This is a genomic window from Curtobacterium sp. ZW137 (assembly GCF_003762905.1).
Classification (GTDB): domain Bacteria; phylum Actinomycetota; class Actinomycetes; order Actinomycetales; family Microbacteriaceae; genus Curtobacterium.
This window is the reverse complement of record NZ_RJKS01000002.1, coordinates 634867-661579: the sequence shown is the minus strand read 5'-3', so window position 1 is coordinate 661579 and position 26713 is coordinate 634867. Positions and strand designations below refer to the sequence as shown.

At 71.2% G+C, this 26713-nt stretch carries 26 protein-coding genes; 11 read left to right on the top strand and 15 right to left on the bottom strand.

The features are described from left to right. Positions 1 to 8 precede the first annotated feature (8 nt). Genes EDF55_RS08335 through purS form a run of 4 tightly spaced genes read right to left on the bottom strand, consistent with a single transcriptional unit; the run spans position 9 to position 4323 of the window. Positions 9 to 929, bottom strand: a complete 921-nt coding sequence (locus EDF55_RS08335; RefSeq protein WP_123654423.1) for a 2-hydroxyacid dehydrogenase — start codon at positions 927 to 929, stop codon at positions 9 to 11. Positions 930 to 935: 6 nt separating this feature from the next. Further along, entirely contained in the window at positions 936 to 3317 is a 2382-nt protein-coding gene (gene purL / locus EDF55_RS08330) for a phosphoribosylformylglycinamidine synthase subunit PurL (RefSeq protein WP_123654731.1), read from the bottom strand. A 50-nt stretch (positions 3318 to 3367) separates the two neighbouring features. Further along, a complete protein-coding gene (gene purQ / locus EDF55_RS08325; protein ID WP_123654422.1) occupies positions 3368 to 4063 on the bottom strand; it encodes a phosphoribosylformylglycinamidine synthase subunit PurQ in 696 nt (231 codons plus the stop codon). A 5-nt stretch (positions 4064 to 4068) separates the two neighbouring features. After that, a complete protein-coding gene (gene purS, locus EDF55_RS08320) occupies positions 4069 to 4323 on the bottom strand; it encodes a phosphoribosylformylglycinamidine synthase subunit PurS (protein WP_123654421.1) in 255 nt (84 codons plus the stop codon). A gap of 145 nt (positions 4324 to 4468) precedes the next feature. Between purS and EDF55_RS08315 the strand changes: the two genes are divergently transcribed. Then, positions 4469 to 5077 (top strand): PadR family transcriptional regulator, encoded by a 609-nt coding sequence (locus EDF55_RS08315; RefSeq protein ID WP_260235864.1) that lies wholly within the window; start codon positions 4469 to 4471, stop codon positions 5075 to 5077. Then, positions 5074 to 6705, top strand: coding sequence for a DHA2 family efflux MFS transporter permease subunit (locus EDF55_RS08310; protein WP_123654420.1), 1632 nt, complete (start codon positions 5074 to 5076; stop codon positions 6703 to 6705). Before EDF55_RS08315 ends, EDF55_RS08310 begins: the two co-directional genes overlap by 4 nt. A gap of 263 nt (positions 6706 to 6968) precedes the next feature. Here the strand turns inward: EDF55_RS08310 and EDF55_RS08305 are convergent, their stop codons facing one another. Continuing rightward, the gene (locus tag EDF55_RS08305) at positions 6969 to 7769 is read right to left on the bottom strand and encodes a cytochrome c oxidase assembly protein (protein ID WP_185017233.1); all 801 of its coding nucleotides are present in this window, start codon (positions 7767 to 7769) and stop codon (positions 6969 to 6971) included. 215 nt (positions 7770 to 7984) lie between these two features. Between EDF55_RS08305 and EDF55_RS08300 the strand changes: the two genes are divergently transcribed. Both EDF55_RS08300 and EDF55_RS08295 read left to right on the top strand, forming a co-directional pair. After that, positions 7985 to 8428 carry a Fur family transcriptional regulator gene (locus tag EDF55_RS08300; RefSeq protein ID WP_123654418.1) on the top strand — a complete coding sequence of 148 codons (444 nt, stop codon included), beginning with the start codon at positions 7985 to 7987 and terminating at the stop codon, positions 8426 to 8428. A 103-nt stretch (positions 8429 to 8531) separates the two neighbouring features. Next, positions 8532 to 10061 carry a catalase gene (locus tag EDF55_RS08295; protein ID WP_123654417.1) on the top strand — a complete coding sequence of 510 codons (1530 nt, stop codon included), beginning with the start codon at positions 8532 to 8534 and terminating at the stop codon, positions 10059 to 10061. A 105-nt stretch (positions 10062 to 10166) separates the two neighbouring features. Here the strand turns inward: EDF55_RS08295 and EDF55_RS08290 are convergent, their stop codons facing one another. After that, the gene (locus tag EDF55_RS08290; RefSeq protein ID WP_185017230.1) at positions 10167 to 10733 is read right to left on the bottom strand and encodes a GNAT family N-acetyltransferase; all 567 of its coding nucleotides are present in this window, start codon (positions 10731 to 10733) and stop codon (positions 10167 to 10169) included. Positions 10734 to 10873: 140 nt separating this feature from the next. Beyond that, entirely contained in the window at positions 10874 to 11758 is an 885-nt protein-coding gene (locus EDF55_RS08285; protein WP_123654415.1) for a VOC family protein, read from the bottom strand. A gap of 249 nt (positions 11759 to 12007) precedes the next feature. Between EDF55_RS08285 and EDF55_RS08280 the strand changes: the two genes are divergently transcribed. From EDF55_RS08280 to EDF55_RS08265, 4 genes are all read left to right on the top strand, one after another. Then, a complete protein-coding gene (locus EDF55_RS08280) occupies positions 12008 to 12475 on the top strand; it encodes a hypothetical protein (RefSeq protein WP_123654414.1) in 468 nt (155 codons plus the stop codon). After that, on the top strand, positions 12472 to 13083 hold the full coding sequence (lepB, locus tag EDF55_RS08275; protein ID WP_123654413.1) for a signal peptidase I: 612 nt from the start codon (positions 12472 to 12474) through the stop codon (positions 13081 to 13083). Before EDF55_RS08280 ends, lepB begins: the two co-directional genes overlap by 4 nt. Before the next feature lie 17 nt (positions 13084 to 13100). Then, positions 13101 to 13928 (top strand): AraC family transcriptional regulator, encoded by an 828-nt coding sequence (locus EDF55_RS08270; RefSeq protein WP_165931282.1) that lies wholly within the window; start codon positions 13101 to 13103, stop codon positions 13926 to 13928. A 63-nt stretch (positions 13929 to 13991) separates the two neighbouring features. After that, positions 13992 to 15008, top strand: a complete 1017-nt coding sequence (locus tag EDF55_RS08265) for a YhcG family protein (RefSeq protein ID WP_123654411.1) — start codon at positions 13992 to 13994, stop codon at positions 15006 to 15008. 6 nt (positions 15009 to 15014) lie between these two features. Here EDF55_RS08265 and EDF55_RS08260 read toward each other — a convergent pair whose 3' ends face one another. The 5 genes from EDF55_RS08260 to EDF55_RS08240 are packed head-to-tail and all read right to left on the bottom strand — an operon-like array spanning position 15015 to position 18989. Then, positions 15015 to 15335: a hypothetical protein gene (locus tag EDF55_RS08260; protein WP_123654410.1), complete on the bottom strand. Its 321-nt coding sequence runs from the start codon at positions 15333 to 15335 to the stop codon at positions 15015 to 15017. Positions 15336 to 15344: 9 nt separating this feature from the next. Continuing rightward, positions 15345 to 15971, bottom strand: a complete 627-nt coding sequence (locus EDF55_RS08255; RefSeq protein ID WP_123654409.1) for a response regulator transcription factor — start codon at positions 15969 to 15971, stop codon at positions 15345 to 15347. Beyond that, on the bottom strand, positions 15968 to 17218 hold the full coding sequence (locus EDF55_RS08250; protein ID WP_123654408.1) for a sensor histidine kinase: 1251 nt from the start codon (positions 17216 to 17218) through the stop codon (positions 15968 to 15970). The genes EDF55_RS08255 and EDF55_RS08250 overlap by 4 nt, the downstream gene beginning before the upstream one ends. Before the next feature lie 53 nt (positions 17219 to 17271). Beyond that, positions 17272 to 18084 (bottom strand): ABC transporter permease, encoded by an 813-nt coding sequence (locus tag EDF55_RS08245; RefSeq protein WP_243698157.1) that lies wholly within the window; start codon positions 18082 to 18084, stop codon positions 17272 to 17274. Beyond that, positions 18081 to 18989, bottom strand: a complete 909-nt coding sequence (locus EDF55_RS08240; RefSeq protein ID WP_123654407.1) for an ABC transporter ATP-binding protein — start codon at positions 18987 to 18989, stop codon at positions 18081 to 18083. Before EDF55_RS08240 ends, EDF55_RS08245 begins: the two co-directional genes overlap by 4 nt. A 168-nt stretch (positions 18990 to 19157) precedes the next feature. On the opposite strand from EDF55_RS08240, the gene EDF55_RS08235 reads away from it, so the two are divergent. Beyond that, complete coding sequence (locus tag EDF55_RS08235) at positions 19158 to 20360, top strand: PP2C family protein-serine/threonine phosphatase (RefSeq protein ID WP_123654406.1); 1203 nt, start codon at positions 19158 to 19160, stop codon at positions 20358 to 20360. 316 nt (positions 20361 to 20676) lie between these two features. Here EDF55_RS08235 and EDF55_RS08230 read toward each other — a convergent pair whose 3' ends face one another. Together EDF55_RS08230 and purD are read right to left on the bottom strand one after the other, a co-directional pair. Further along, entirely contained in the window at positions 20677 to 21558 is an 882-nt protein-coding gene (locus EDF55_RS08230) for a phosphoribosylaminoimidazolesuccinocarboxamide synthase (RefSeq protein ID WP_123654405.1), read from the bottom strand. Further along, positions 21555 to 22823 carry a phosphoribosylamine--glycine ligase gene (gene purD, locus EDF55_RS08225; protein WP_123654404.1) on the bottom strand — a complete coding sequence of 423 codons (1269 nt, stop codon included), beginning with the start codon at positions 22821 to 22823 and terminating at the stop codon, positions 21555 to 21557. The genes EDF55_RS08230 and purD overlap by 4 nt, the downstream gene beginning before the upstream one ends. Positions 22824 to 22880: 57 nt before the next feature. On the opposite strand from purD, the gene EDF55_RS08220 reads away from it, so the two are divergent. After that, complete coding sequence (locus EDF55_RS08220; protein WP_123654403.1) at positions 22881 to 23243, top strand: sterol carrier family protein; 363 nt, start codon at positions 22881 to 22883, stop codon at positions 23241 to 23243. A 335-nt stretch (positions 23244 to 23578) separates the two neighbouring features. On the opposite strand, the gene EDF55_RS08215 is transcribed toward EDF55_RS08220, so the two are convergent. Continuing rightward, positions 23579 to 26155 carry a LuxR C-terminal-related transcriptional regulator gene (locus tag EDF55_RS08215; RefSeq protein ID WP_123654402.1) on the bottom strand — a complete coding sequence of 859 codons (2577 nt, stop codon included), beginning with the start codon at positions 26153 to 26155 and terminating at the stop codon, positions 23579 to 23581. Between the two features lie 108 nt (positions 26156 to 26263). Between EDF55_RS08215 and EDF55_RS08210 the strand changes: the two genes are divergently transcribed. After that, the gene (locus tag EDF55_RS08210; protein ID WP_123654401.1) at positions 26264 to 26659 is read left to right on the top strand and encodes a hypothetical protein; all 396 of its coding nucleotides are present in this window, start codon (positions 26264 to 26266) and stop codon (positions 26657 to 26659) included. Positions 26660 to 26713 lie beyond the last annotated feature (54 nt).

The window sequence follows — 26713 nt, the reverse complement described above, 5'->3', positions numbered from 1 at the left end:
GCGCTCGGTCAGACCTCGATGAGGTTCTCGAACGCGCGGCCCTCGGCCAGCGCCGCCGCCTGACGGCGCATCAGCTCGATGGACCGCGGCACGCTGAGGTCCGTGTTGCCGCCGACGTGCGGCGTCAGCACCGTGTTCGGCGTCGTCCAGAGCGGGTGCCCCTCGGGGAGCGGCTCGGGGTCGGTGACGTCGAGCCCGGCGGACAGTCGGCCGCTCGAGAGCTCGGCGACGAGGGCGTCGGTGTCCACCACCTTGCCGCGCGCGACGTTCACCACCAGGGCGCCGTCGGGCAGTGCGGCGAGGAGATCGGCGTCGACGAGTCGTTCGGTCTCGTCCGTCAACGGCGTGATGAGCACGAGCACGTCGGTCGTCCGCGCGAGCTCGGGCAGCTCGCTGAACGCGTGCACGTGCCGGCCGTCCTGCTCGCGGGCGGTCCGAGCCACCACGGTCACCTCGGTCTTGAACGCCTCGAACCGGGTGGCGATCGCACCGCCGATCGCGCCGTAGCCCACGACGGTGACCCGCCGGTCGGCCAGTGACCGGGTCTGCCGGACGTCCCAGACGCCGTTCGCACGGTCGAACTGGAACTGCCCGAGTTCGCGGAGGGACGTCAGCGCGAGCCCGACGGCGAGTTCCGCCGTCTCGTCGTCGTGGATCCCACGGCCGTTCGCCAGCTGCGCGTGCCCGGGGACGTGCGGCACCGCGTGCTCGTAGCCGGCGCTCGGCAGCTGCAGGAGCTGCAGGTTCGGCAGGTCGTGCACGTACTGCCAGCGGTGGCGCCCCTGGAAGTAGAACGGCAGGAGCGCGACCGCGACCTCGTCCGCGCGCGGGTACGGCGCCTCGAGGTCCCAGACGTCGAGCTCGACGCCGTCCGGCACGGGGCCGAAACGGTCGACGAGTTCAGCGAAGGGCAGCGTGACGATCGGCACCGGGGATCAGCTGTCGGTGCGCGGCGAGAAGGTGCCGTCCGAGGCGAGCGGGCCACGGCCCAGGACACCTTCGGTGACGGTCTCCTGGATCACGTCGCCGAAGTGGCCGGGCAGGGTCGCGCCGTGCGTGCCACGGAGCTCCTCCACGGTCGCTTCGAACGCGCCCTGGACCTCGAGCGCCTGCGAGGTGCCGTCGGTCACGCCGATGCGCAGCACCGGGAAGCCCCGGCCGTTGCAGAGACCCTGGAAGCGGACGTCGTCTTCACGGCGGACGGTCACGATGACGCGGGCCGTCGACTCCGAGAAGAGTGCCGTCGCGGTGTCGATGCCGTCACGGCTCTCGAGCTCGTCGAGCACGACGCGTGCACCGACGCCGAAGCGCAGGACCGATTCGGCGAGCGACTGGCCGAGACCGCCGTCCGCCAGGTCGTGGGCGCTCGTCAGGAGCTGCTCGTCCGCAGCGGCGTGCACGAGCTCGGCGAGTGCCTTCTCGCGCGCGAGGTCGACGCGCGGCGGCCGACCACCGAGGTGACCGTGCACCGTGCCGGCCCATGCGGAGCCGTCCAGCTCGAGGTTCGTCGTGCCGAGCAGGTAGATGTTGTGACCGTCGTCCTGCCAGCCGGACGGGATCCGGAGTGCGACGTCGTCGATCACGCCGAGCACGCCGACGACCGGGGTCGGGTGGATCGGGGTCGACCCGGTCTGGTTGTAGAACGACACGTTGCCGCCGGTGACCGGGATCCCGAGCTCCATGCAGCCGTCCGCGAGGCCCTCGACGGCCTCGGAGAACTGCCACATGACCTCGGGGTTCTCCGGGGAGCCGAAGTTCAGGCAGTCGGTGACCGCCGCGGGCACGGCACCGGTGACGGCGACGTTCCGGTACGCCTCAGCGAGGGCCAGACGCGCGCCCTGCTTCGGGTCGAGCTGGCAGTAGCGGCCGTTGGCGTCGGTGGCGATCGCGACGCCGAGCCCGGTCTCCTCGTCGACGCGGATCATGCCGCCGTCGTCGGGGAAGGAGAGCGCCGTGTTGCCGAGCACGTAGGTGTCGTACTGGTTCGTGACCCAGTTCTTCGACGACAGGTTCGGCGAGCCGAGGAGCTGGAGGAACTGCGCCTTGAGCGCCGGACCCGTCTCCGGGCGGTCGAGCGAGTCCGCGCCGTCGGCCTGCAGGGCATCGATCCAGGTCGGGTACGCGACCGGGCGGTCGTAGACCGGACCGTCGACGGCGACCGTGCGCGGGTCGACGTTCACGATCTCCTTGCCCTGCCAGTCGATGACGAGACGGCCGGTGCCGGTGACCTCGCCGAGGACGCTGGTCTCGACCTCCCACTTGTCGACGACGGCCAGGAAGGCGTCGAGCTTGTCGGGGCGGACGACCGCCATCATGCGCTCCTGGCTCTCCGACATGAGGATCTCCTCGGCGGTGAGCGTGGGGTCGCGCAGCAGGACGTCGTCGAGCGAGATGTGCATGCCACCGTCGCCGTTGCTGGCGAGTTCCGAGGTGGCGCAGGAGATGCCGGCGGCACCGAGGTCCTGGATGCCCTCGACGAGCTCCTTCTGGAACAGCTCGAGGCAGCACTCGATGAGGACCTTCTCGGCGAACGGGTCGCCGACCTGCACGGCGGGGCGCTTGGTGGGGCCGCCCTCGGTGAAGGTGTCGGACGCCAGGATCGACGCGCCGCCGATGCCGTCGCCACCGGTGCGGGCGCCGAAGAGGACGACCTTGTTGCCGGCGCCGGAGGCGTTCGCCAGGTGCAGGTCCTCGTGACGCAGCACGCCGACCGCGAGCGCGTTCACCAGCGGGTTGCCCTGGTACACGGAGTCGAAGTAGGTCTCGCCGCCGATGTTCGGCAGGCCGAGGCAGTTGCCGTAGAACGAGATGCCGCCGACCACGCCGTGCACGACGCGCGCCGTGTCCTCGTGGTCGATCGCGCCGAAGCGGAGCTGGTCCATCACGGCGACCGGGCGGGCGCCCATCGAGATGATGTCGCGGACGATGCCGCCGACACCGGTGGCAGCACCCTGGTACGGCTCGACGTAGGACGGGTGGTTGTGCGACTCGACCTTGAAGGTCACCGCCCAGCCGTTGCCGACGTCGACGACGCCGGCGTTCTCGCCCATGCCGACCATCAGGTTCTTGGTCATCTCCGGCGTGACCTTCTTGCCGAACTGCCGGAGGTAGTTCTTGCTCGACTTGTACGAGCAGTGCTCCGACCACATCACGGAGTACATCGCCAGCTCACCCGAGGTGGGGCGGCGGCCGAGGATCTCGCGGATCTTGGCGTACTCGTCCGCCTTGAGCCCGAGGGCCTCGTACGGCTGGTCCTTGTCGGGCGTCGCTGCGGCGTCCTGGACGGTGTCGGGCTCGGGGCGCACGAAGGTCGTCACGGTGTTGTCGTTCCCTGCTGCAGTGGAGTCGGTCACGTCGGTCGGCTCGGTCACTTGACGAGCGTCGACTCGATCACGGAGGTGAAGAAGGTGAGGCCGTCCGTGCCGGAGGCCATCGCCGCGGGGGTGTCCGGGCCGAAGCCGGGCTCGGTCGCGTGCTCGGGGTGCGGCATCAGGCCGACGACGTTGCCGCGCTCGTTCGAGACGCCGGCGATGTCGTCGATGGACCCGTTCGGGTTCACGCCGAGGTAGCGGAACACGACCTGGCCGTTGTCCTCGATGCGCTTGATCTCGTCGGCGTCCGCGACGAAGCGGCCGTCGGCGTTCTTCAGCGGGATGGTGATCTCCTGCTGCGCGGTGAACCCGGAGGTCCAGGCGGTGCCGGCGTTCTCGACGCGGAGCTTCTGGTCGCGGCGGATGAACTGCTGGTGCGCGTTGCGGGTGTGGGCGCCGGGGACCAGGCGCGCTTCCGCGAGCATCTGGAAGCCGTTGCAGATCCCGAGGACCGGCATGCCCTTGCCCGCGGCGTCGATGACCTCGGCCATGATCGGCGCCTTGGCGGCGATCGCTCCGGCACGGAGGTAGTCGCCGTAGGAGAACCCGCCGGGGAGCACGATGGCGTCGACGCCCTGCAGGTCGTGGTCGCCGTGCCACAGCGCGACGGGGTCGGCGCCGGCGAGACGCACGGCGCGCTGGGCGTCGCGGTCGTCGAGCGAACCGGGGAACGTGATGACACCGATGCGCATGGAGGTCACTCCGCGTCGGCGACGCTGACCGAGACGACGTCCTCGATCACGGCGTTGGAGAAGATGTCGGCCGCGATCTCGCGGACCTCGGCGAGCTTGGCGTCGTCGACGGGGCCGTCGACGGTCACCTCGAATCGCTTGCCGATGCGGACGTTGGTCAGGTCGTTCTTGCCGAGGCGGGCGAGGGCGTTGCCCACCGCCTTGCCCTGGGGGTCGAGGATCTCGGCCTTCGGCATGACCTCGACGACGATCGTTGGCACGTGTTCACTCCAGCACGGGGGGTCGGGTGGGGACCGCATCAGTCTATGCGGCGCGCGCGGCGCGCCCGACCGGTTGTGGAGAACTCCTCCAACGCGTATATTCCAACTCGAATAGTCCACCCGGAACATCTGACTGGAGGCTCGTGTGACGTCGCTCACGCCGCTCGCGTTCGCCTCGCTCGGCCTGCTCGCCGAGGGGCCGATGCACCCCTACGAGATGTTCCAGACGATGATCCACCGCAAGGACGACCGACACGTCAAGGTGCGGCCCGGCACGCTCTACCACCAGGTCGGCCGTCTCACGGAGCTCGGCCTGGCCGAGGTCGTCGGGACCGACCGGGACGGCAACCGCCCCGAACGCACCACCTACGCCATCACCGACGCCGGGCGTTCCGCGCTCCGCGATGGGCTCCGACGCATGGTCGCCGAGCCCGCCGAGGAGTACCCGGAGTTCCACCTCGCCCTCGCGGAGATCGAGAACCTCCCCGCGCCCGAGGCGGTCGATGCCGTCCGGGTGCGAGTGGCGGCGCTCCGTGACGAACTGGCCTTCTACGACCAGGGACTCGCGGACATGCGCGCCAAGGGCCTCGCGGAACGCTTCCGCCTGGACGTGTCGTACGTCCGTGCCATGCTCACGACGCAGATCGAGTGGCTCTCCGCCACGGCCGACCGGATCGCGAGCGGCGACATCCCCTGGGACGGTCCGGCCGTCCCCGACGACATCACCACGAACAGCAAGGAAACCACTCGATGACCACCGTCACGCCCCCGCGGACGACCGAGAAGAAGCCGTGGCCCGCGCTCTGGGCGCTCGTCGTCGGCTTCTTCATGATCCTCGTCGACTCGACCATCGTGTCCGTCGCCACCCCCACCATCGCGCAGAAGCTGGACGCGGACATCAACGCCGTGATCTGGGTGACCAGCGCTTACCTCCTCGCGTACGCGGTGCCGCTGCTGATCACCGGCCGCCTCGGTGACCGGTTCGGCCCGAAGGTCCTGTACCAGGTCGGCCTCGTGGTGTTCACGCTCGCCAGCCTCTGGTGCGGGCTCTCCGGCTCGATCGAGATGCTCATCGTCGCCCGCGTCGTGCAGGGCCTCGGCGCCGCGATGATGACCCCGCAGACGATGTCCGTCATCACGCGGATGTTCCCGCCGCAGAACCGTGGCGCGGCCATGGGCCTGTGGGGTGCCACCGCGGGCATCGCCTCCCTCGTCGGTCCGATCGCGGGCGGCCTGCTCGTCGACGGCTTCGGCTGGGAGTGGATCTTCTTCGTGAACGTCCCCGTCGGCGTCGTCGCGTTCGTCCTCGCGCAGCGCTTCGTGCCCTCGTTCGACCGGCACCAGCACCGCTTCGACTACCTCGGCATCGTGCTCTCCGCGGTCGGCATGTTCCTGCTCGTCTTCGGCATCCAGGAAGGCGAGACCTACGACTGGGGCACCATCGCCGGTCCGATCTCCGTCTGGGCGCTCATCATCGCCGGCCTCGTCGTGCTCGCCGCGTTCGTGGTCTGGCAGGGCGTGCAGAAGACCGAGCCGCTGCTGCCGCTCGGGCTCTTCAAGGACCGCAACTTCACGCTCGCGAACATCGCGATCACGGCCGTCGGCGTCGCGATCTCCTCGTTCGCCCTCCCGCTGATGCTCTGGGCACAGGACGTCAAGGACTTCAGTCCGACGCAGGCCGCGCTGCTCCTCGTCCCGATGGCCGTGCTCTCCGCGGCCCTCGCACCGCTGGTCGGCAAGAACCTCAACCGCTGGAACCCGCGCTGGGTCGCCGCGTTCGGTCTCGCCTGCTTCTCGGGTGGTCTGTTCTGGTTCGCCGGCCTCGTCGCGGCGAACGCCGGCTGGCAGGTCATCCTGCTGCCGAGCGCCCTGCTCGGCATCGCCAACGCCTGCATGTGGGGTCCGCTGTCGGTCTCCGCGACGCGGAACCTCTCGCCGCGCCTCGCCGGTGCCGGCTCGGGCGTGTACAACACCACGCGTCAGATCGGTGCGGTGCTCGGTTCGGCCGGCATCGCTGCCCTGATCGAAGCTCGCATCACCGCGAACTTCCCGTCCTCCACGGGTGGGTCGTCCGCGGGCGGCGCCGAGCAGCAGGTCGGTTCGCTGCCGTCCTTCCTGCTCGACCCGTTCTCGAAGGCCATGGGGCAGTCGCTGATCCTGCCGGCGGTCGTCCTCGTGGTGGCCATCGTCGCCGCGCTGTTCCTGGCGAAGCCGAAGCAGACCGTCGCCTGGGCGCAGACCGGTGCGGTCGCGACGCAGCCCGGCGCCCCGGAAGAGCCGGCCCGCGCCGAGCACGGCTCGCACGCCGCCGGTGCCGCGCCGACGAGCCCCGAAGCGGAGCTCGCCGCGTCCGATCACCACGGTCGTCACGCCGACGTGTGACCCGCGCCACCCGGAGCCCCCGCCCACCTCGGTGGACGGGGGCTCCGTCGTGCCTGGCCCGGCGCGTTCGGCCTGCTCCGCTCGGCCCGGCGCGACAACACCGCTGTCGTACGACAGCGGTCCTGTCGTCCGCAGGCGTGCGCAACAGTTGCGCACACCGCCTGACGACGAGGTCGTTGTCGTACGACAGCGGGCCTGTCGTTCCGAGTCGACCCTTCGCGACGCCCCGCAGCCGCGCCACCCGACCCGCCGGCGCGCGGCGCTCACCCGCGGCGGGACAGGTGCGCCCGCGTGAGCGCCTCCATCTCCTCGTCGGAGAGGGCGTCGACGGCGCGGGCCTCGCGGCGGTCGGTCCGCTGCCACCGCACGAACAGCGAGATCAGCACCGGGATGTCCGCGACCTCGGCGATGAACCACAGCAGGTCTCCGGCGAGGTGCTGGTCACGCAGCGGCGACGGGAACCACCCCGGCCCGACGGCCATCCGCGTCGCACCGTCCAGCACGTGGTCGGTGATCCGCAGCACGATGCCCGGGATCGCATCGAGCATCAACTCCACGAACGCGAGCAGGAACTCCGCCGTGACGAACGTCGACGAGCGCAGCACCCCGGGCTCGGACAGCGGCGCGAGCAGCCCGAACCCGAGCACCGGGACGAGCACCGTGATGGCGATGGCCCAGACCGAGGACGGCCGGATCGCCGCCGACAGCGGTGTCAGCAGGAGGCAGAACAGCGCGAGTGCGACCAGTGGCGACACGATCGCGTTGCCGAGCACGCGCACCGGACGCGACCCCATCAGGACGGAGGCTCCGCGGGCGAGCCGATCCGGGCCTCCCGTCCGGAGCAACGTGACCGGCGCTGCGAACGCGGCGAACGTGGGGACCGCGAAGAAGAGGAGCGAGAGCCGCAGCACGAACGCCCACCGCAGGGTCTGGTCGTAGACGCCGACGATGCCGAACTGCAGGATCCCGAACAGGACCAGGGCTCCGGCGAAGGACAGCGTCCGCCACCACGGCCAGGGCGCGCCGCGTCGATGCGCGCCGACGACCCACCAGCCGTACGTCACGCCGGCGACGGCGATCAGGACCGCGGCGAGGGGGTCGAGGTGCCAGGTGCTCCAGAACTCGGACGGTGACGGCGTGGGGTGCCTCCTGTGGTCGCTGCACCGACAATCCTCCGCGCACGACCGGGTGGATCGGGGCCGTCCGCCGTGAGAACCGGTTCAGGAGCAGAACCGTGTACAGTGGTGTTGTCTTGATTGCTGCAAAAGAAGGGGACCCCATGGACGCCGATGCAGACCTGCTCCGCACCGCCGGTCTCCGCGTCACGACCCCGCGGCTCGCGGTCCTCCGTGCGACCGAGACGATGCCGCACGCGACGGCCGACGACATCGTCACCGCACTCGCGGCGGAGCTCCCGACCACCAGCCACCAGGCGGTCTACGGCGTCCTCGCGGCGCTGACCGGCGTCGGGCTCGTCCGCCGGATCGAACCGGCCGGCAGCCCCGCGCGCTACGAACGCCGCACCGGCGACAACCACCACCACATCGTGTGCACCATGTGCGGCACCATCGCGGACGTCGACTGCGCGGTCGGGCACTCGCCGTGCCTGACCCCGTCGGATGCGCACGGGTTCGCCGTCACCACCGCCGAGGTCACCTACTGGGGGATCTGCGAGCAGTGTGCGGCGGCCGAGCGCGACGACGCCGAGCCCGTCACGGCCTAGCCCCGCCAGCACGAACCGGCGCGAGCGCGAGCACCAGCGCAACCGCCCCACCGACCACCCGAAGCACCCCTGACCGCACAACCGTTCCAACCGAGGAGGACCCGTGTCCGACCAGAACACGACGCCCGGCCAGCCGGCCGGCACCCCCACCACGACCACCAACAGCGGCGCCCCCGTGTCGAGTGACCAGCACTCCATGGGCGTCGGCGCGGACGGGCCCCTCGCCCTCCACGACCACTACCTCGTCGAGAAGCTCGCCCAGTTCAACCGCGAGCGCGTCCCGGAGCGGGTCGTCCACGCGAAGGGCGGCGGCGCGTTCGGCACCGTCACCGTCACGCAGGACGTCAGCCGCTTCACCCGCGCCGCGTTCCTGCAGCCCGGACAGCAGACCGAGATGCTCGCCCGCTTCTCCAGCGTCGCCGGCGAGCAGGGCTCCCCGGACACCTGGCGCGACCCCCGCGGCTTCGCGCTGAAGTTCTACACGACCGAGGGCAACTACGACCTCGTCGGCAACAACACCCCGGTGTTCTTCATCCGCGACGGCATCAAGTTCCCCGACTTCATCCGCTCGCAGAAGCGTCTGCCCGGCTCGCACCTCCGCGACCACGACATGCAGTGGGACTTCTGGACGCTCTCGCCCGAGTCCGCGCACCAGGTCACGTGGCTGATGGGCGACCGTGGTCTGCCGGCCTCATGGCGGAACATGGACGGCTTCGGGTCGCACACGTACCAGTGGGTCAACGCCGAGGGCGAGCGCTTCTGGGTGAAGTACCACTTCCTCACCGAGCAGGGCCACGCGACCCTGACGCAGGAGGACGCCGACCGCATCGCCGGTGAGGACGCGGACTTCCACATCCGCGACCTCCACGCAGCGATCGAGCGTGGCGACAACCCGCGCTGGACCCTTAAGGTGCAGGTCATGCCCTACGAGGACGCCGCGTCCTACCGCTTCAACCCGTTCGACCTGACGAAGGTGTGGCCGCACGCGGACTACCCCCTCATCGAGGTCGGCACGATGGAGCTGAACCGCAACCCGGAGAACTACTTCGCCGAGATCGAGCAGGCCACCTTCGCGCCGTCGAACTTCGTGCCCGGCATCGCGGCGAGCCCGGACAAGATGCTCCTCGCGCGCATCTTCAGCTACGCGGACGCCCAGCGGTACCGCGTCGGCACGAACCACGCGCAGCTCCCGGTGAACGCGCCGAAGAACGAGGTGCACTCGTACTCGAAGGACGGCGCGATGCGCTTCGACTTCCAGAAGTCCGAGGTCCCCGTGTACGCGCCGAACTCCCTCGGTGGCGCACACGCCGACCCCGCCGCGACCGACGACGCCCCCGGCTGGGAGTCCGACGGTGCGCTGCAGCGTTCCGCGGCGACCCTCCACCCGGAGGACGACGACTTCGGTCAGGCCGGCACGATGTACCGCGAGGTCCTCGACGACGCCGCCCGCGAGCGCCTGGTCGGCAACATCGCCGGTCACGTCTCCAAGGTGACGCGCGACGACCTGCGTGAGCGCGTCTTCGCGTACTGGACGAACGTCGACGCCGACCTCGGTGCGCGTGTGCGCGCCGCGGTCGCGCCGAGCGCGCCGGGTTCGAACGAGGACCCGGAGAAGGTCGCGGTCGAGGCGTAAGCCCCGATCTCCACGGACGGGAGGCACGGTGCGAGCTGGCACCGTGCCTCCCGTCCGTTGGTTGTGTCGAGACCTGCTGGACCTGCGAGAGCTGCTGGCCGTCTGCTAGACCTGCTGGCCGTTCAGCCAGATGGGGCCTGCCGGCCAGTCCTCGAGCGCTGCGGTCACCGGCCGCACCATCCAGCCGCCCTGCTCGGTGTTGCTGACGCCGGCGCCCTCGGCGGTGAACGCCGAGAACGTGCCGACCGCCTCCGGGAACTCGTGCCAGCCGAGGTGGCTGTAGAACGGGATCCGGTTCTCCCCGGCGCCGAGGAACCCGTAGGGAACGCGGAGCCCGTCGAGCACGGCGTGTGTCCTGGTCATGAGTTCGCGGCCGACGCCGGTGCCCTGCAGCCGAGGGGAGACGGCCACGAGGCCGGTGTCACCCACGAGGACGTCCTCGCCGCCGACCGTGACGAACATCCGCCGGATGCCGACGTGCGCGAGGACCACCCCGTCCGCATCGCGCGCGATCACCCGGCGTTCAGGTTGCATGCCGGACCAGCTGCGGCCGCCCACGTACCAGTGCGACCAGTCCGGGAACGCCTGCCCCAGCATCGCCGCGATCGCCTCGTGGTCGGGGAGGGTCAGCGTGCTCTCCTCGACCACCTCCCACCGGATGTCGTCGCTCATGCGTCCATCCTGCCCGACGGCTCCCAGGGGCTTGCGCTGTTGGACGTCACTGCGAAGCGCTCGCGGATCGGCAGGGACCACCATGGGCATCACGAAAGTCCTCCTCGGGGCTGTGGAGTGATCCCGGAACGCGACAGGCGTCAGCCTCGGCCGGGGGCCGTCACCTCGATGCGGTTCGACCACGGGTCCTCGAACGCGACCGTCCGCCCGTCGTCCGCGGTCTGCACGCCGTGGTCGCGCATCCGGGTCGTCAGCGCGCCCAGGTCGTCCGTGCCGGGGACCTCGATGCGGACGAGGCCGAGCCCGAGCCCGAGTTGCCGCCGTCCGGCTCCGCGCGAGTTCCACGTGTTCATCGCCATGTGGTGGTGGTACCCGCCGGCGCTGACGAAGAGTGCCTCGCCCCACCCCGCCGTCGTCGCGAAGCCGAGCTTGTCGACGTAGAAGTCCTTCGCGGCGGTGACGTCGCCGACCGACAGGTGCACGTGTCCGACCCGGCCAGGGGTGGTCGCTGTGGACTCCAGCGCGGAGGACGTCAGGTGCTCCTGCAGGAAGGCGTTCGGGTCCACGTACTTCGTGTCCATGTCGACCATGCCGTGCGTCCACGACCACGCGGTGCGGTCGCGGTCCCAGTAGAGCTCGACGCCGTTGCCCTCGGGGTCCGTGCAGTAGAACGCGAAGCTGACCAGGTGGTCGGCGCTGCCGGTGAACGTCTGCGGGTACTTCGTTGCGACCGAGTACAGGGCGGCCGCGAGGTCGGCCTTCGTGTCGAAGAGGATCGCGGTGTGGAACAGGCCGGCCTCGTGGGCGCCGGCGTGTGCGAGCGCGGGGGAGTGCTCGAGGATCACGATCGGCACGGCGACGCCTGACGGGGACGGTCGTCCGAGGACGGCGACGCCGCCGTCGTTCGCGAAGAGCGACAGTCCGATGCCGTCGCGGTAGTAGCCGATCATCCGGTCGAGGTTCGCGACCCGGAGCGTGACGGCGCCCATCCCGGTGTCGGCGGCGAGGAGGTCCTGCGTGTGCATGGGACCAGTGTCCGCCCAAATAGTTGACGCGTCAACCAAACGTCGCCCTCAGCATCGCACTCGGCGTCCTGTCGGCGGAGCGCGGTCGGGCAGGGCCAAGATGGAGGGATGCCACGCTCACGACGCGCCACCGATCGCGCCCGACCTCCCCGCGGTCGGGGTCCGGACGGGCAGGGTCCGGACGGGCAGGGTCCGGACCGGCGGGGTCCGGGCGGGCGGGCGTTCCCCGTTGCGCAGATGCGCGACCGGATGTCCTCGTACATCTACGGGAACATCACCGTGCTCGCTGCTGCCATCGCCGTCGACCCCGAGGCGATCCACCACGGCTCGGCGGTGTGGGCGGTGCTCGCGACGGCGGTCCTGACGTACCTGGCGCACGTGCTCTCACACCTCGTCGCGCACGGCATCGGCGACGACGAGACCGACGACGACGCCCGTCGCGAGTCCGTCGTGAGCATCGTGCGCAACGCGAACCCGATCGCCACGTCCGGCATGATCCCCGCGGTGCTCTACGCCGCGGCGTGGATCGGCTGGATCCCGGCGCCGTGGGCCCAGACGGCAGCGCTCGTGATCCTCGTCGTCCGCATCGGCATGGTCGGCGTGTTCATGCAGCGGTTCAGTGGCAAGCGCCCGACGTTCCTCGGGCTGTGGGGCGGCATCGTGCTCGCCGCCGTGGCCTTCGTGATCGGCCTCGTGAAGGTGGTGTTGACGCATTGAGCGGATCCTCGACGACCGGCAAACGGTCGAACTGGCGGTTCCTGCGGGACCTCGTGATCATCGTCGTGGCCGCGCTGCTCGCGTCGTTCCTCGTCAAGGCGTACCTGGTGCGCTCGTTCTACATCCCCTCGGCGTCGATGGAGAACACGCTGCTCGTGGGGGACCGGGTGCTCGTCAACGAGCTCGTCCCGAAGACCGTCGGCCTGCAGCGCGGTGACGTCGTCGTCTTCAAGGACCCGGGCGGCTGGCTCGGGCCGGGACTCGGTGACGACCTCATCAAGCGGGTGATCGGACTGCCGGGCGACACGGTCTCGTGCTGTGACGCGCAGGGACGACTGCAGGTGAACGGGCACGCGGTCGACGAACCGTACGTCCTGCACGACCAGGGATCGGATCGCGTGTCGACCGACTTCACGGAGACCGTCCCGGCGGGCAAGATCTGGGTGATGGGCGACAACCGGTACAACTCCGCGGACTCGCGGGTGCACGGCCCCGTACCGGAGTCGGACATCGTCGGCCGCGCCTTCGTCATCACCTGGCCGATCAGTCGGTGGTCGACGCTGTCGCGCTACGGCAACGAATGGGACGCGGTACCGGACCCGAACTGATCGCGGTACCGTGTCGCGTGGCCGAGACACCGCCGTTCGAGTACGTCACCGGGGGTGACGACGACGTCCGTCTGCGGCGGATCGGCACGAACGGCCCGCAGGCCGGCACGATCGGCCCCCGACCGGACCACGTGCTGTTCTGGCTGTCCGACGGTCGAGCGGTCGTCACCGCGGACACGGGCGAGCGCTGGGAGGTCGAGGCAGGGCGGCCGGTGATGCTCTCCGCCCCGGTCGCGTACGCCTTCGAGACCGATGCCACCCGGATGACACTGCTGCACCTGTCGCCGTCGTTCCTGCACACCGTCGCGGCTCGGGCGGACGCCGGGACGGACCCGTGGGAGTTCGTCCAACCCGTCGCCGGCGACATCCGGCTCGAGCCGCTCCGGACGCTGCTCCGCGAGGTCACCACGCAGATCCTCGACCCGGGACTGCCGGACGCCGACCGGCGGGCCGTGAACCGCCGGGTGGCGAAGGTCGTCCTGTCGACGTTCACCCGGTCACGCTCGGACGTCGAGAACCGGTTGCGTCGCGTGGTGCGGTTCGTGCACGAACACGCCGCGCACGACGTCACCGTCGGCGACATCGGCGATGCAGCGGGCCTGAGTGAGCGCGGGGTGCAGGACCTGTTCCGCCGGACGCTCGACGTCACGCCGATGCAGTACCTCAGGGAGGTCCGGCTCGACCGGGTGCACCTCGAGCTGCAGGTGCGCCGTCGTGGCGTCGTCACGGTGCGGGAGGTCGCCGGGCGGTGGCAGTTCGCGCACCTCGGGCGCTTCGCCGCCGCGTACCGCCGGCGGTTCGGGGAGAGCCCGAACGAGACGCTGGCGCGGACTGGCGGCGCCTGACCCGGGCGGGTGTGAATACAACATGTTTCGTCTGCGGATGCCCGCGGACCTAGCGTCGCCGGCATGGGAGACCCCGTTCCGAGAGATTACGTCCAGACGCTCGACCTGCTGAAGGAGCAGGTGCGCAGCGCACGGTTCACCGCCCAGCGGCGCGTGAACACCGAGCTCGTCCGGCTCTACTGGCGCATCGGCGCGATCATCCTCGATCGCCAGCGGCGGTCGGGGTGGGGGTCGGGTGTCGTCGCTCGTCTGGCAGCCGATCTGCGAACCGCGTTTCCGTCCATGAAGGGATTCTCGCCGCGCAACCTGGCGTACATGCGCGCGTTCGCGAGGGCGTTGCAGGACCCTGAGGATCTGCAACAGCCTGTTGCACAATTACCGTGGGGCCACATCACCGTGCTGTTGAGTCGCTTCGACGATCGGTCACGACGTGACTGGTACGCCGAGCGTGCGGTTCACCACGGGTGGTCACGAAGCGTCCTGGAACACCACATCAGGGCGAACGCGCATGAACGGTTCGAGGGCGCACCGACGAACTTCGAGCGTGCCCTCGCGCCCGGGGCCTCCGACCTCGCGAAGCAGATCACGAAGGACCCTTACGTCCTCGACTTCCTCGCTCTCGACGGGGACAGCGGTGAACGCGCGCTCGAGCAGCGGCTCGTCGACCGTATCTCCGACACCCTCCGGGAACTCGGCAACGGATTCGCGTTCGTCGGGCGGCAGGTGCACTTCGACGTGGGTGGGGACGACTTCTTCGTGGACCTGCTGTTCTTCCACGTGGACCAGCTGCGCTACGTCGTGATCGAGTTGAAGACGGGGAAGTTCCGACCGGAGCAACTGGGCCAGTTGTCCTTCTACGTCGCGGTCGTCGACGATCGTCTTCGTCGGTCCACGCACGCCGAGACCGTCGGTCTCCTGCTCGTCGCCGGCAAGAACGAGTCCACCGTGCGGTACTCCCTTGGAGCGCACCAGAGCCCGGTGGGCGTCGCGACCTACGATCTGCTGCCGGAGGACGTACGGGACGCGCTGCCCTCAGAACATGAACTCGAGGGCTTGTTGGCTGCGAGTGTCGGTGACTGAGTCGGGTCAGCAGCCGCTGGACGTCAGCGTCACGTCGGTGACCTCGCCGCTCGCGATCGTCGCGGTCTTCGCGCACAGGCCGTCGGCGCGCACGGTGACCTTGCCGACGGCGATGCCCGCGAAGTTCAGGGTGTCGCCGGGGAACGCCTTCTGGTGCGCCGCGGCCCGACCGTTCGGGACGAGGACCTCGACCAGGTAGCCGTGTTCGGCTTCGTTCGCAGAGACGGTGATCGAGATCCGTCCGGTGGAGTCCTGTGCACCGCACCCGGTCAGGACCAGGCCCGCGGCGAGACCGAGGACGAGGACGGTGGGGAGACGACGGAGCACTCGCCAAGCCTACGCGGAACCGAGCAGCCACCCGTTGTCGGCGGCCACGCGCAGCGCCTCGGTGGCGTTCCGCGCGGCGGTCTTCCCGATCGCCGCGGACAGGTGGTTCCGCACGGTGCCCTCGGACAGGTGCAGCGCTGCGGCGACCCCGGCGACGGTGGGGGCGGTCCGGAACGCGATGAGCGCGTCGGTCTCCCGTGGCGTGAGCGGGGACGGGCCGGCGGCGAGCGACTCGGCGGCGAGGACCGGGTCGACGACGCGGAAGCCCCCGGCGACCCGACGGACGGCGTCGGCGAGCTGTTCGGCGGGCGTGTCCTTCACGACGAACCCGGCGGCGCCGGACTCGAGCGCTCGCCGGAGGTACCCGGGGCGGCCGAACGTCGTCACGATGAGGGAGCGGCAGGACGGCAGCGACGCGGCGAGCTGGGCTGCTGCGGTGAGCCCGTCGGCGCCGGGCATCTCGACGTCGAGCAGCGCGACGGTGGCGCCGGACTCACGGGCGGCGTCGAGGACCAGGTCGCCCCTCGCCACCTGCGCGACGACCTCGATGTCGGGTTCGAGGGACAGCAGGGACGCGAGCGCCCCGCGGACCAGCGCCTGGTCGTCGGCGAGCAGCACCCGGATCGTGTCGGTCATCGTCTCCCTCGTTCCACCCGGAGCAGGAAGCCGCCGAGGTCGCTCGTGCCCGTGACGAGCGTCGCACCGACGGCGTCGGCCCGCTCACGGAGTCCACGGAGCCCGTTCCCCCCGAGTGTGTCCCCGCCCCGGACGCCAGGACCACCGGCAGGGCCGGCAGCGCCAGCACCACCGGCACCGCCACCGGCACCGAGCACCCCGGTCCCGTCGTCCTCCACCGTCAACGACGTCCGCGTCAGCGTGATCCGCACCGCCGACGCCGCAGCGTGCCGCACGACGTTCGTCACGCCCTCGCGGAGCACCCACGCGAACAGGCTCCGCACGTCCGTCGCGGCGACGTCGCCCGACACGGGCAGGTCCGCGTCGATCGACGCCGCGGACAGTGCGGCCCGTGCCGACACGAGCTCCGCGGACAGGTCGGCCTCCCGGTACCCGCTGACCGCCTGCCGGAGTCCCTGCAGTGCCTCGCGGGAGAGCCGTTCGACGTCCTGCATCTCGGCCTTGGCCCGGGCCGGATCGACCTCCACCAGGCGCGCCGCGAGTTCGGACTTCATCGCGACCACGGTCAGGGAGTGGCCGAGCACGTCGTGCAGGTCGCGGGAGAAGCGGGCGCGCTCCTCGACCACTGCCAGCCGGGTGATCTCGTCCTGGGCGACGCCGAGTCGCTGCTCGGCGTCGCGTTGTCGGCCGAAGAAGAGCATCGACGCACCGACGGAGACGGTGATGACGGGAGCGAACAGGATCCCCAGGTCCGCCGCGTTCGACCAGCCCATGACCGCTGCGACGACGAGTTCGCCGAGCACGGTGAGCACGACGACGACGAGGGCGACCCAGAACCGGGCGGCGACGAACCCGGAGAGCGCCACGAGGAGCGGCCAGGACCACACCGCAAGGGGGCCGACGACGACGAGCAGGAGCGCCGAGCAGAGGGCGTAGAAGCCGACGACGACGGTGCGTCCGGTCAGCCCCCGCCGCCACATCAGTTCCGGCGCGACCAGGTAGAACGCGTAGACGAGCGTCAGCGTGACGGTCGCGACGACGTGGTCCGTCAGCGAGCGGCCGTCGGTCCACAGCGCCACGATGAGCAGCACCTGCCACAGCAGCCCGAAGACCGCTCCGCCGTACCAGCGTCGACGTGCGTGCGCGATCTCCGCCGCGTCGCTGCTGGGCGGTGCGGCCCACGGGAACGAGCGTGGCCCCTGACGGGAGGCCCGGCTCGGGCCCGCCACGCTCGTCACCTCGTCCATGGACGCAAGGCTAGGGCCGTCAGCACCGGTCGTGCGCGCGCCGGTGGAGCGGCTCACTGCCGCGCGGCGTCGCGACGGTAGCGCCACATGATCACGGCACCGAGCACGATCGCCCAGCCGGTGAGGACCAGCGCGGGGTCGAGCATGCCGCTCGTCCCGGTCGCGCCGGCACCCATCTGCCCGATCCGGTTCAGCCAGTACGAGGGCAGCAGGTGCGCGATGCTCCCCATCCACGCGGGCATGATCGACAGCGGCACCCAGAGCCCGCCGAGGATGGCGAGCCCCATGAACACGACCATGAAGAGGGGCTGCGCGAAGGACGGCTTCGCGAACTGCCCGATCAGGATGGCGATGAGCGCGAAGGGCACGACCCCGCACCAGATGCCGAACGCCGCCGCGAGCCAGTGCATCGGGCTGAGCGACGCGTGCAGCGCCAGGACGGACACCAGGATCGTCACCGCGATCGACATCGCGGAGAAGGCCATCGCGGCGATGACCTTCGACACCAGGAACCCCCATCCGGAGAGCGGCGTGACCCGGAGCTGCCGGTTCCAGCCGATCGAGCGCTCGTTGACGATCGCGAACGCCTGGCTGAGCGCCGCCATCATCGCGCCGTACGACGCCATCTGCAGCGTGGTGACGACGAGGTAGGGCAGCCCCGTGGTCGGGTCGTGCTCGGCGCCGTACGCGGCGCCGAAGACGAGGAGCATCACGACCGGCACGGCGAAGGTGAACACCATCGCCCGGACGTTCCGGAGCTGACGCTTGGTCTCGAGGAGCACGTAGCGGACGGGCATCCGGCCGCCGCGGCCGGCGGGGACGGACAGGGGCGCGGCGACGGCGGCCGCGGAGGTCGTGGTGGTCATGCGGGGACTCCGATCGGGTCACGGGTGAGTGCGAGGAAGGCGTCGTCCATCGTGGAGGCGACCACCTCGATGTCGTGCGCCTCCGGGAACGAGGCGAGGAGGGCCCTGAGCGTGACGTCCGAGCTGTCGGTGCGGAGCGTGACGGAGCCGTGCCGCGCCTCCAGGCCGACCGTGCCGGGCAGTGCCAGGAGCGCGTCGTGCGCGGTCTCGGGGACCCCGCCGAACCGGATCGTCCGCGTCGCGGCGATCGCCTTGATCTCGGCGGGGGTGCCGTCGGCGACGACGCGACCGGAGCGCAGGATGACGATGCGGTCCGCGAAGGTGTCGGCCTCGTCGAGGTAGTGCGTGGCGAAGACGACCGTGCGGCCGGCGTCGGTGAACTCCCGCATCGAGGACCAGAACGTGTGCCGGGCCTCGACGTCCATCGCGGCGGTCGGCTCGTCGAGGACCAGCAGGTCCGGGTCGGAGACCACGGCGACCGCGAAGCGTGCCCGCTGCAGCTGCCCGCCGGAGAGCTTGTTCACCCGGCGGCCGGCGATCTCGGTGCAGCGTGCGCGGCGGAGGGCCTCGTCGATCGGCATCGGGCTCCGGTGCGCGGCGCCGACGAGGGCGACCGCCTCCCGGACCGTCATGTCGGGCAGCAGCGCGCCGCCCTGGAGCATCGCGCCGACGCGGCCGTCGATCACCGCACGGCGCGGGTCGTCGCCGAACAGGCGCACCGTGCCCTCGGTGGGGGAGGAGAGCCCGAGCGCGAGGTCGACCGTCGTGGTCTTCCCGGCGCCGTTCGGGCCGAGCAGGGCGACCACCTCGCCGGTGCGGATGGTGAGGTCGACACCGTCGACCGCGGTCACCGGGCCGAAGCGCTTCCGGAGACCGCTGAGCTGGATCACGGGTGCTGGGTTCATGTCCTCCAGCATCCGGGGCGGGCGCGACTCGCCCATGGGGCAGCCGTCACGGATCTCCCGTGACTTCTGTCACGGTGGCCGTCCACGGCGGGATGGCCCGTCTACTGGGGGCGCTGGTCCTCCGATGTGGGGACAGGACCTGTCCGGTTGGCGCGTTAGCGTGGAGCCATGACAGCCGAGACCGCGACGACCGTGCCGTCGACACCCCAGACCGACGCGGTCCGGCGCGCGGCACTGCTCGCCGCGCTCGACGTCGTCGAGGGTGGCGCGGAGGAACGCTTCGACCGGATCACCCGCATCGCGCGAGAGGCGTTCGGTGTCTCCGGCTCGTTCCTCAACCTGGCGGGCGACGACCACCTGGTCATCAAGTCGCAGCAGAGCGCCAGGGTCTTCGAGCCGGTCATCCCGCTGCAGGACACCTTCTGCGGGCGGACCCTCGCGAGCACCGGGCCGGTGCTCGTGCCGGACGCGCAGATCGACGCACGCTTCCGCGACCTGCCGATGGTCACGGGCGACCCGAACGTGCGGTTCTACGCCGGGGTGCCGCTGCACGTCGGGTCGGAGGACGTCAAGGTCGGCACGCTCTGTCTCATCGACCCGACCCCGCGGACGCTCGAACCCGACGACGTCGCCCTGCTCGAGGAGCTAGGCACCTGGGCTGCGCGGGAGCTCGCGGCCGGCGCCGACGAGGACCGGTTGCGTTCGGTGCTCGCCGACCTCGAACCCCGAGCCGTCGACGTGCCCGGCTACCGCGTCACCGGGATGTCCGTCCCGCACGGTGTCGTGTCGGGTGACTTCCACGACTGGCACGTGTCCGACCGGGGACTCCACGTCACCGTCTCCGACGTGATGGGGAAGGGGATGTCGGCGGGGCTCCTCGCGGCGAACATCCGCGGCGCGCTGCTCGCACACGCCACGTCCCCGGCGGACGCAGCCGTCACCGCGCTCGAGGCCCAGGTCGCCCCGGAGCTCAGCCGCGCCGAGTCCTTCGCCACGCTGTTCCACGGGGTGCTCTCTCCGGCGACGGGTCGCGTGGACTTCGTCGACGCCGGGCACGGCCTCGTCCTGCAGCTGCACACCGACGGCACCGAGACCATCCACCGCTCGTTCGACCTGCCGCTCGGACTGCACCCGACGGGGCTGTCCCGCACCGCCGGGTCCCTGCTGCTCGAGCCGGGGGACACCCTGATCCTGGTGAGCGACGGCGCGCTCGAGCTGTGGGACTCCACGCTCGCGTCGCTGTCCCGGCTCGGCGGGCTGTACCGGAAGTCGGCGGACGCCGCGGTGTTCCTGGAGCGCATCCGGGCCCGCGCGGCGTCCCACGACCCGGGGGACGACCTGACGGTCGTCGTCGTCGCGCGCAACGCCTGAGCGAGCGCGCGCGTCGCGCGCGCGCGTCGCGTCGCGTCGCGCGCCCGCAGTCTCGGTGAGGTCGCACTTCGTGTCGAACCTGCGCCGAATAGGCGACACCAACTGCGATCTCAGCGACGCGCGGTGGTCGCGGCGACCGGACGGGACCGCCTGGAGGCCCGGTGCCGGTCCGGCGGTGTGGCACCGTGCCTCCAGGCGGTGCGTCCTGACCCACAACGCGCGCCATGGAAAGCGGAAACGCGCGTCGGCGGTCGGGAGAACTGACCACCGACGCGCGATTCGACCACCTTCGCAGAGGGGGGGGCGAGCGAGCGCGCTACGCGCCGAGGCGCTCGATGAGCTCGCGGTAGCGGGCGGCCGTGCGCTCGACGATCTCGTCGGGGAGCACCGGCGGCACGCCCTGCTTGCCCCAGTGGTCGCTGAGCCAGTTCCGCACGATCTGCTTGTCGAACGAGTCGGTCCGGTTGCCCTGGTCGTACGAGGTGGCGTCCCAGTACCGGCTGGAGTCGCTCGTCAGGACTTCGTCCCCGATGCGGATCTGCCCGGAGGTGTCGTGCCCGAACTCGAACTTCGTGTCGGCGATGATGACCCCGCGCTGCAGGGCGATGGCCGCTGCCTCGGAGTAGACGTGCAGCGACAGGTCGCGGAGCTGCGCCGCGATCTCGGGCCCGACGAGTGCTTCCGTGCGCTCGAACGAGATGTTCTCGTCGTGCTCGCCCTGCGGCGCCTTGTACGCGGGTGTGTAGATCGGCTCGGGCAGACGGTCGCCGTTGGCGAGCCCCTCGGGGAGCGCGACACCGCAGACGCTGCCGGACTCCTGGTACTCGGCCCATCCGCTGCCGACGAGGTACCCGCGGACGACGCACTCGATGGGGAACATCCGGAGCGGCATCACGTGCATCGAGCGGCTCGCGATGTCCGCCGGCACCGGCGTGCTCGTGCCCGTCGGGCCGAGCAGGTGGTTCGGGACGTCGCCGAGCTGCGTGAACCAGAAGCGGGACAGGCGGGTGAGGAGCTCGCCCTTGCCCGGGATCGGCGGTTCGAGGGCGAAGTCGTAGGCGCTGACCCGGTCGGACGCGACGAGGAGGAGCTCGGTCGCGCCGGCCACGTTCGCGGTGTCGGCGGGGACGTAGAGTTCACGGACCTTGCCGGAGGAGACGTGCTTCCATCCGTCGACCCGGGGTGCTGCTGCGCTCATCGGGTGACCTTCGCGGCGATGTCGGTGCGGGACTGCGAGCCCTGCAGGGTGATGTCGTGGAGACCGGCGTACGCGCGGTCCCGCGCTTCGGTGAAGTCGGTGCCGGTGGCGACCACGCTGAGCACCCGGCCGCCGGTCGCGACGAGCTTGCCGTCGAGCAGCCCGGTGGCGGCGTGCAGCACCGAGACGCCGTCACGGGCGTTCGCGGCGTCGATGCCGGTGATCACGCGGCCGGTCTTCGGGTTCTCCGGGTAGCCCTCGCTCGCGAGGACGACGGTCACGGCGGCGTCGTCGTGGAACACGGGCGCCGGGTGGCTGCCGAGCTGCCCGGACGCGGCTGCGAGGAGGAGCTCGCTCAGCGGGGTGGCGAGGCGGGGGAGGACGACCTGCGTCTCCGGGTCGCCGAAGCGCGCGTTGAACTCGATGACCCGCACGCCCTGCTCGGTGACGATCAGGCCGCAGTAGAGCAGGCCGACGAACGGCGTGCCTTCGTGCTCGAGACGGCGGACGGTGGGCAGTGCGACGAGGTCCGCGACCTCGGCCACGAAGGCGGCCTCGGAGCCCCAGCGGTCGGCGAGCCACGGGAGCGGCGAGTAGGCGCCCATGCCGCCGGTGTTCGGGCCGGCATCGCCGTCGCCGAGGCGCTTGTAGTCCTGCGCGGGGCTGAGCGGCGCGATGTCGTGACCGTCGCTGAGGAAGAACAGCGACACTTCTTCGCCGTCGAGGAACTCCTCCACCACGACGGGGCCGTGCTGCAGCCAGTAGGTGGCGTGGTCGACGGCTGCCTGGCGGTCCTCGGTCACGAGGACGCCCTTGCCCGCCGCGAGCCCGTCGGCCTTGACGACGTAGGGGGCGCCGAGCTCGTCGATCGCGGCGACGGCTTCGTCGATGGTGCCGGCGTACACCGGGCGACCGGTCGGCACGTTCGCTTCGGACATGATCCGCTTCGCGAAGGCCTTCGACCCCTCGAGCGCAGCGGCGGCCTTGCTCGGACCGAACACCGGGATGCCGCGGGTGCGGAGCGGGTCCGCGACGCCGGCGATCAGCGGCGCTTCCGGCCCGATGACGACGAGTTCGATGTCGTTCTCGATCGCGTACTCGGCCACGAGCGGCCCGTTCGTGGGGTCGAGCGACACCGTCTCGACGTCGGCTGCGATGCCGGCGTTGCCGGGCGCTGCCGTGATGACGTGACCGGCGGACTCTGCGAGGAGCGCCGTGATGATCGCGTGCTCGCGGGCACCGGAACCGAGGACGAGGATTCGCACCCGATCACCCTACCGAGCCAGGGGCCCGCGCTGCGATGCACCGGCTAGCCTGTGGAGATGCCTGGCAGGACGATCGACGACGCGGAAGGCGCCGCTGCACTGGCCGCGGTGGTCGCGGGGGCGACGGACCGCCCGAGCGTCGCGACGGCCGTCCGGTGGACGTTGCAGCGCCTGGCCGAGGACGTCCCCGGGAACGCCGTGGAGGTGCGCGTCCCACCGTTCGCCGCCGTGCAGGCGGTCCCCGGACCACGGCACACGCGCGGGACGCCCCCGAACGTCATCGAGACGGACGCGACGACGTGGATCGCACTGGCGACCGGGGCGCTGCGCTGGGACGACGCGGCGACGGCAGCGGCGGTGAGCGCCTCCGGTTCGCGGGCCGACCTGGCACCGTTCCTGCCGGTGCGGACGAGCGCCTGACGAGCACTTGACGGGCACTTGACGAGCGTCTCACGACCGACCGCGGGGACCGCCACGACGCGGCACGAACAGATGCGTACCGACCGGGATCGAATTAGGTAGGCCCTACCGATGCGGTGGCCACGGCGACGGCCGTAGCGTAGAAGCCGCCGGGATTCGGACCCGACCCGAACGGGTCCGAACCCGGCGACGGACCCAACGCTACGCGATGTTCCGCGTCACGTGTCAACCATTCGGCGTGGCGTGCTGCATTCCGCAACGGATTTGCGATTTCATCGCACCCGCAAGTCCGAAAGCCGCAATGTCAGCGGACGCGGCCCCCGCGAGCGGTCGACTCAGAGCAGCGCGCTCAGCTCGGACCGCGCGTGCAGGTCCCACTTCGCGAACACCCGCGACAGGTGCGCGTCGATGGTCCGCACCGACAACCCGAGCTGTTCCGCGATGCGCCGGTTCGACAGCCCCTGCGCCGCGAGCCCGGCCACCTCGTACTCGCGCCGGGTGAGCGGGGGTCGCACCCGCCCCGCCGTGACGGCCATCCCGCACGCGGCCAGCACCGTCTGCGCCGCGATCGTCCGGGTGCGGTCGCCCGCCCGGATCGCGTCCGCGTACTCGACGATCGCGCCGGCGAGTGGCCCGTCCACCCGGCTGGCCGCGTCCCGCATCCGGTCGAGCGACGCGGTGGTGTCCTGCCCGTTCAGCATGTCGTTCGCGTAGTGCAGCGTCTGCGCGTACATGACGTGGGTCCACGCGCCGCTCGCGGTCGCCCGCTCGATCAGCTCGTCGGCGTGCTGCAGTCCGGCCGGGTTGCCGAGCACCGCCTCGGTCCAGGAGATGGTGGTCGCGATCTGTTCGCCGGTGATGCGCATGGCGCGTGGCGGGGTCGTCCGGGCGCGCTCGAGGGCCGCGCCGGCCTCCTCGGCACGGCCGGCGTACGCCAGCGCCATCGCCAGCCGGGCCCACGGGTACGCCCCGAACCCGCCGTGGTCGGCCACCGCGTACCGCTCGCAGGCGGCGGAGAACGCCGCGATGGCGTCGTCCCAGCGGCGCTGTCCGAGCGCCAGGTTGCCGGCGCCGATCAGCTCGAGGGTGAAGTCGTACTTGAGGAAGGGGCTCGACCGGTTCAGCGAGACCTCGGTGAAGAGGTCGTCGATCTCGCCCCGCCACACCTGGACCTGGTGCAGGACGGAGATGATCTCCCCGACGCTCCACGGTGCTTCCTCGATGTGCACGGCCGCCGTCGCCAGGGACGCTCGCCCGAGCGTCATCGCGTCGTCGAGCCGGCCGCCCGTCGCGAGGGCCATCACCGCGCACGGTGCGACGCAGAGGAACGACACCGGGACGGTCGGTGCGTCGACGATGCCGGTCCGGTCGATCTCCGCGCGGATCTCGTCGAAGCGGCTGCCCCACCCGAGGTGCGCGAGCCGGAGCAGTCGGAGTCGTTCGGCCGCGTCGGCGCGCACCAGTCCCATCGCCACGTCGGTCAGGGCGGCGGCGGCCAGGGGGTCGTCGTCGTGGAACTGCCGGATGTTCGCCAGGGTCTCGCAGGCCTCGACCACCGCGGAGTCCGCGACCTCGTCGCTGCGGGTCCGGGCGATCTCCCACGCGGCCTCGGCGTCGGCGCGGCCGGCCTCGCGACCGCTGCTGTAGCCGTGGGCGAGGGACCGCAGGCAGAGCGCCGCGACGCGTTCGGTCGGGGACAGCTCGGCGCGGAGCACGGCGGAGCTGAGGGCGACCGCGCTCTCGAGCTCCTGCAACCGCGTCGCGACGTGTGCGGCGTCGAGCAGCTGCGGCACGGGTGGGAGCACCCCGCACTCGAGCGCCCACAGCGCTGCGCGGAGTCGTGCCGCGGGGACGGCGCCGGCTGGGTGATCGGTGCGGAAGGCGTTGGCCCGCGCGAACAGGGTCGTGCGCCGGGCGACCGGGACCAGGGAGCGCACCACTTCGCCGACGAGCGGGTGGGAGGGGCGGACGACCGGAGCGCCGTCGGCGAGCGAGTCGATGCGGACGAGGCCGAGCGCCACGACGCGGTCCACGTCCCCGCCGCCGACCAGGCTGAGCAACCGGGACAACGGGATCGGATCGGCCAGCGCCACGATGTCCACGACGTCGCGGAGGTCCTCCGGCAGCGTGCCGAGCTCCGTCCGGTACATGTCCGCCAGGCTGTTCGACGCCGTGATCCGACCGCGCCAGTACCAGCCGGACGCGGTGTGCTCGAGCGCCCCGGACGCGAGCGCGGCACGCACCACCTCCCGCAGGTACAGCGGGTTGCCCTCGGTCGCGCGGTGCACCCGCTCGACCGACGCCGATTCGAGCGGGGCTGCGAGCGCGTCGCCGATCAACGCGGCGGTGTCCTGGAGGTCCAGCGGTCCGAGGTCGATCCGCTCGAGCAGGTCGTCCTGCCACAGCGACCGCAGCGGCTCGGCGAGCGCGGTGAAGTCCCGGCAGGTGAGCACGAGTCGCGCCCCCTGGAACCGGACGAGCCACGCGACGTACCGGGCGGAGATCGCGTCGAGGTGGTCGGCGTCGTCCACGCGGAGCAGCAGGTCACGGTCGACCACGTCCGCGGCCTCACGCAGGCGCTGTTCCGCGCCGGCCGCGTCGGCGAGGACCTCGGCCGGCAGGTCGCCGAGACGTTCGGAGACGGCGCCGAAGGGCATCGACGCCCCGGTCGCGACGGCGGTGATCGGGACGACGAGCAGGCGGCCGGGTGCCTCGCGTCCGGCGACGCGGTCGGTGACACGGGCGGCGGCGGTGCTCTTGCCGAGCCCGGGCGCTCCGACGAGGGCGACGCTGGTGCGGTGCTCCGCGACGACGGACACGGCGCGGTCCTCTTCGCGTCGCTGCACGATCGGCCAGGCGATCCGAGCGGGGACGGGGCGTCGGCGGGGGTCGGCAGCGGTCGAACCGGTCATCCAGCGTCACCTCCACCCATGGGATACCACTCGGTACGGTCCATCTTGCCTCGGAACGGGCTCCACGGGCAGGCCGGAGCACGTCCCACAGTGGGGGACAATGGAGTCGTGAGCAACACCGATCGACCCGACGACGCTCCGGTTCCTGAGCCCGCCACCGTGTCCTCCTCGGACGAGGTCACCATCCGCCGCGCCCCGAAGTTCGGGGTCTTCATCGTCGGCGGCGCAGTCCTCGGCTTCGTGGTGACGGTCATCGTGATCGCCCTCACCCTGAACCTGGACCGCGGCGACCAGACCGAGACCGTCGGCTTCAGCGGCCTCGTCGGCTACTTCGGCCTGTGGGGCGTCGCGATCGGCGGCTTCGTCGGCGCGGTCGTCGCGATCGTCCTCGACCGGGTCTTCGCCCGCCGGGCGGCCCGCCTCACCGCGGAGCGCGTCGCGGTGGACATGCCCCCGGAGACCGTCGACGGTGAGATCGAGGACCACGGCGACCAGCAGCGGTAGTCGCGACCAGAGCCATTGACGGGAGGCACGGTGCCAGCTGGCACCGTGCCTCCC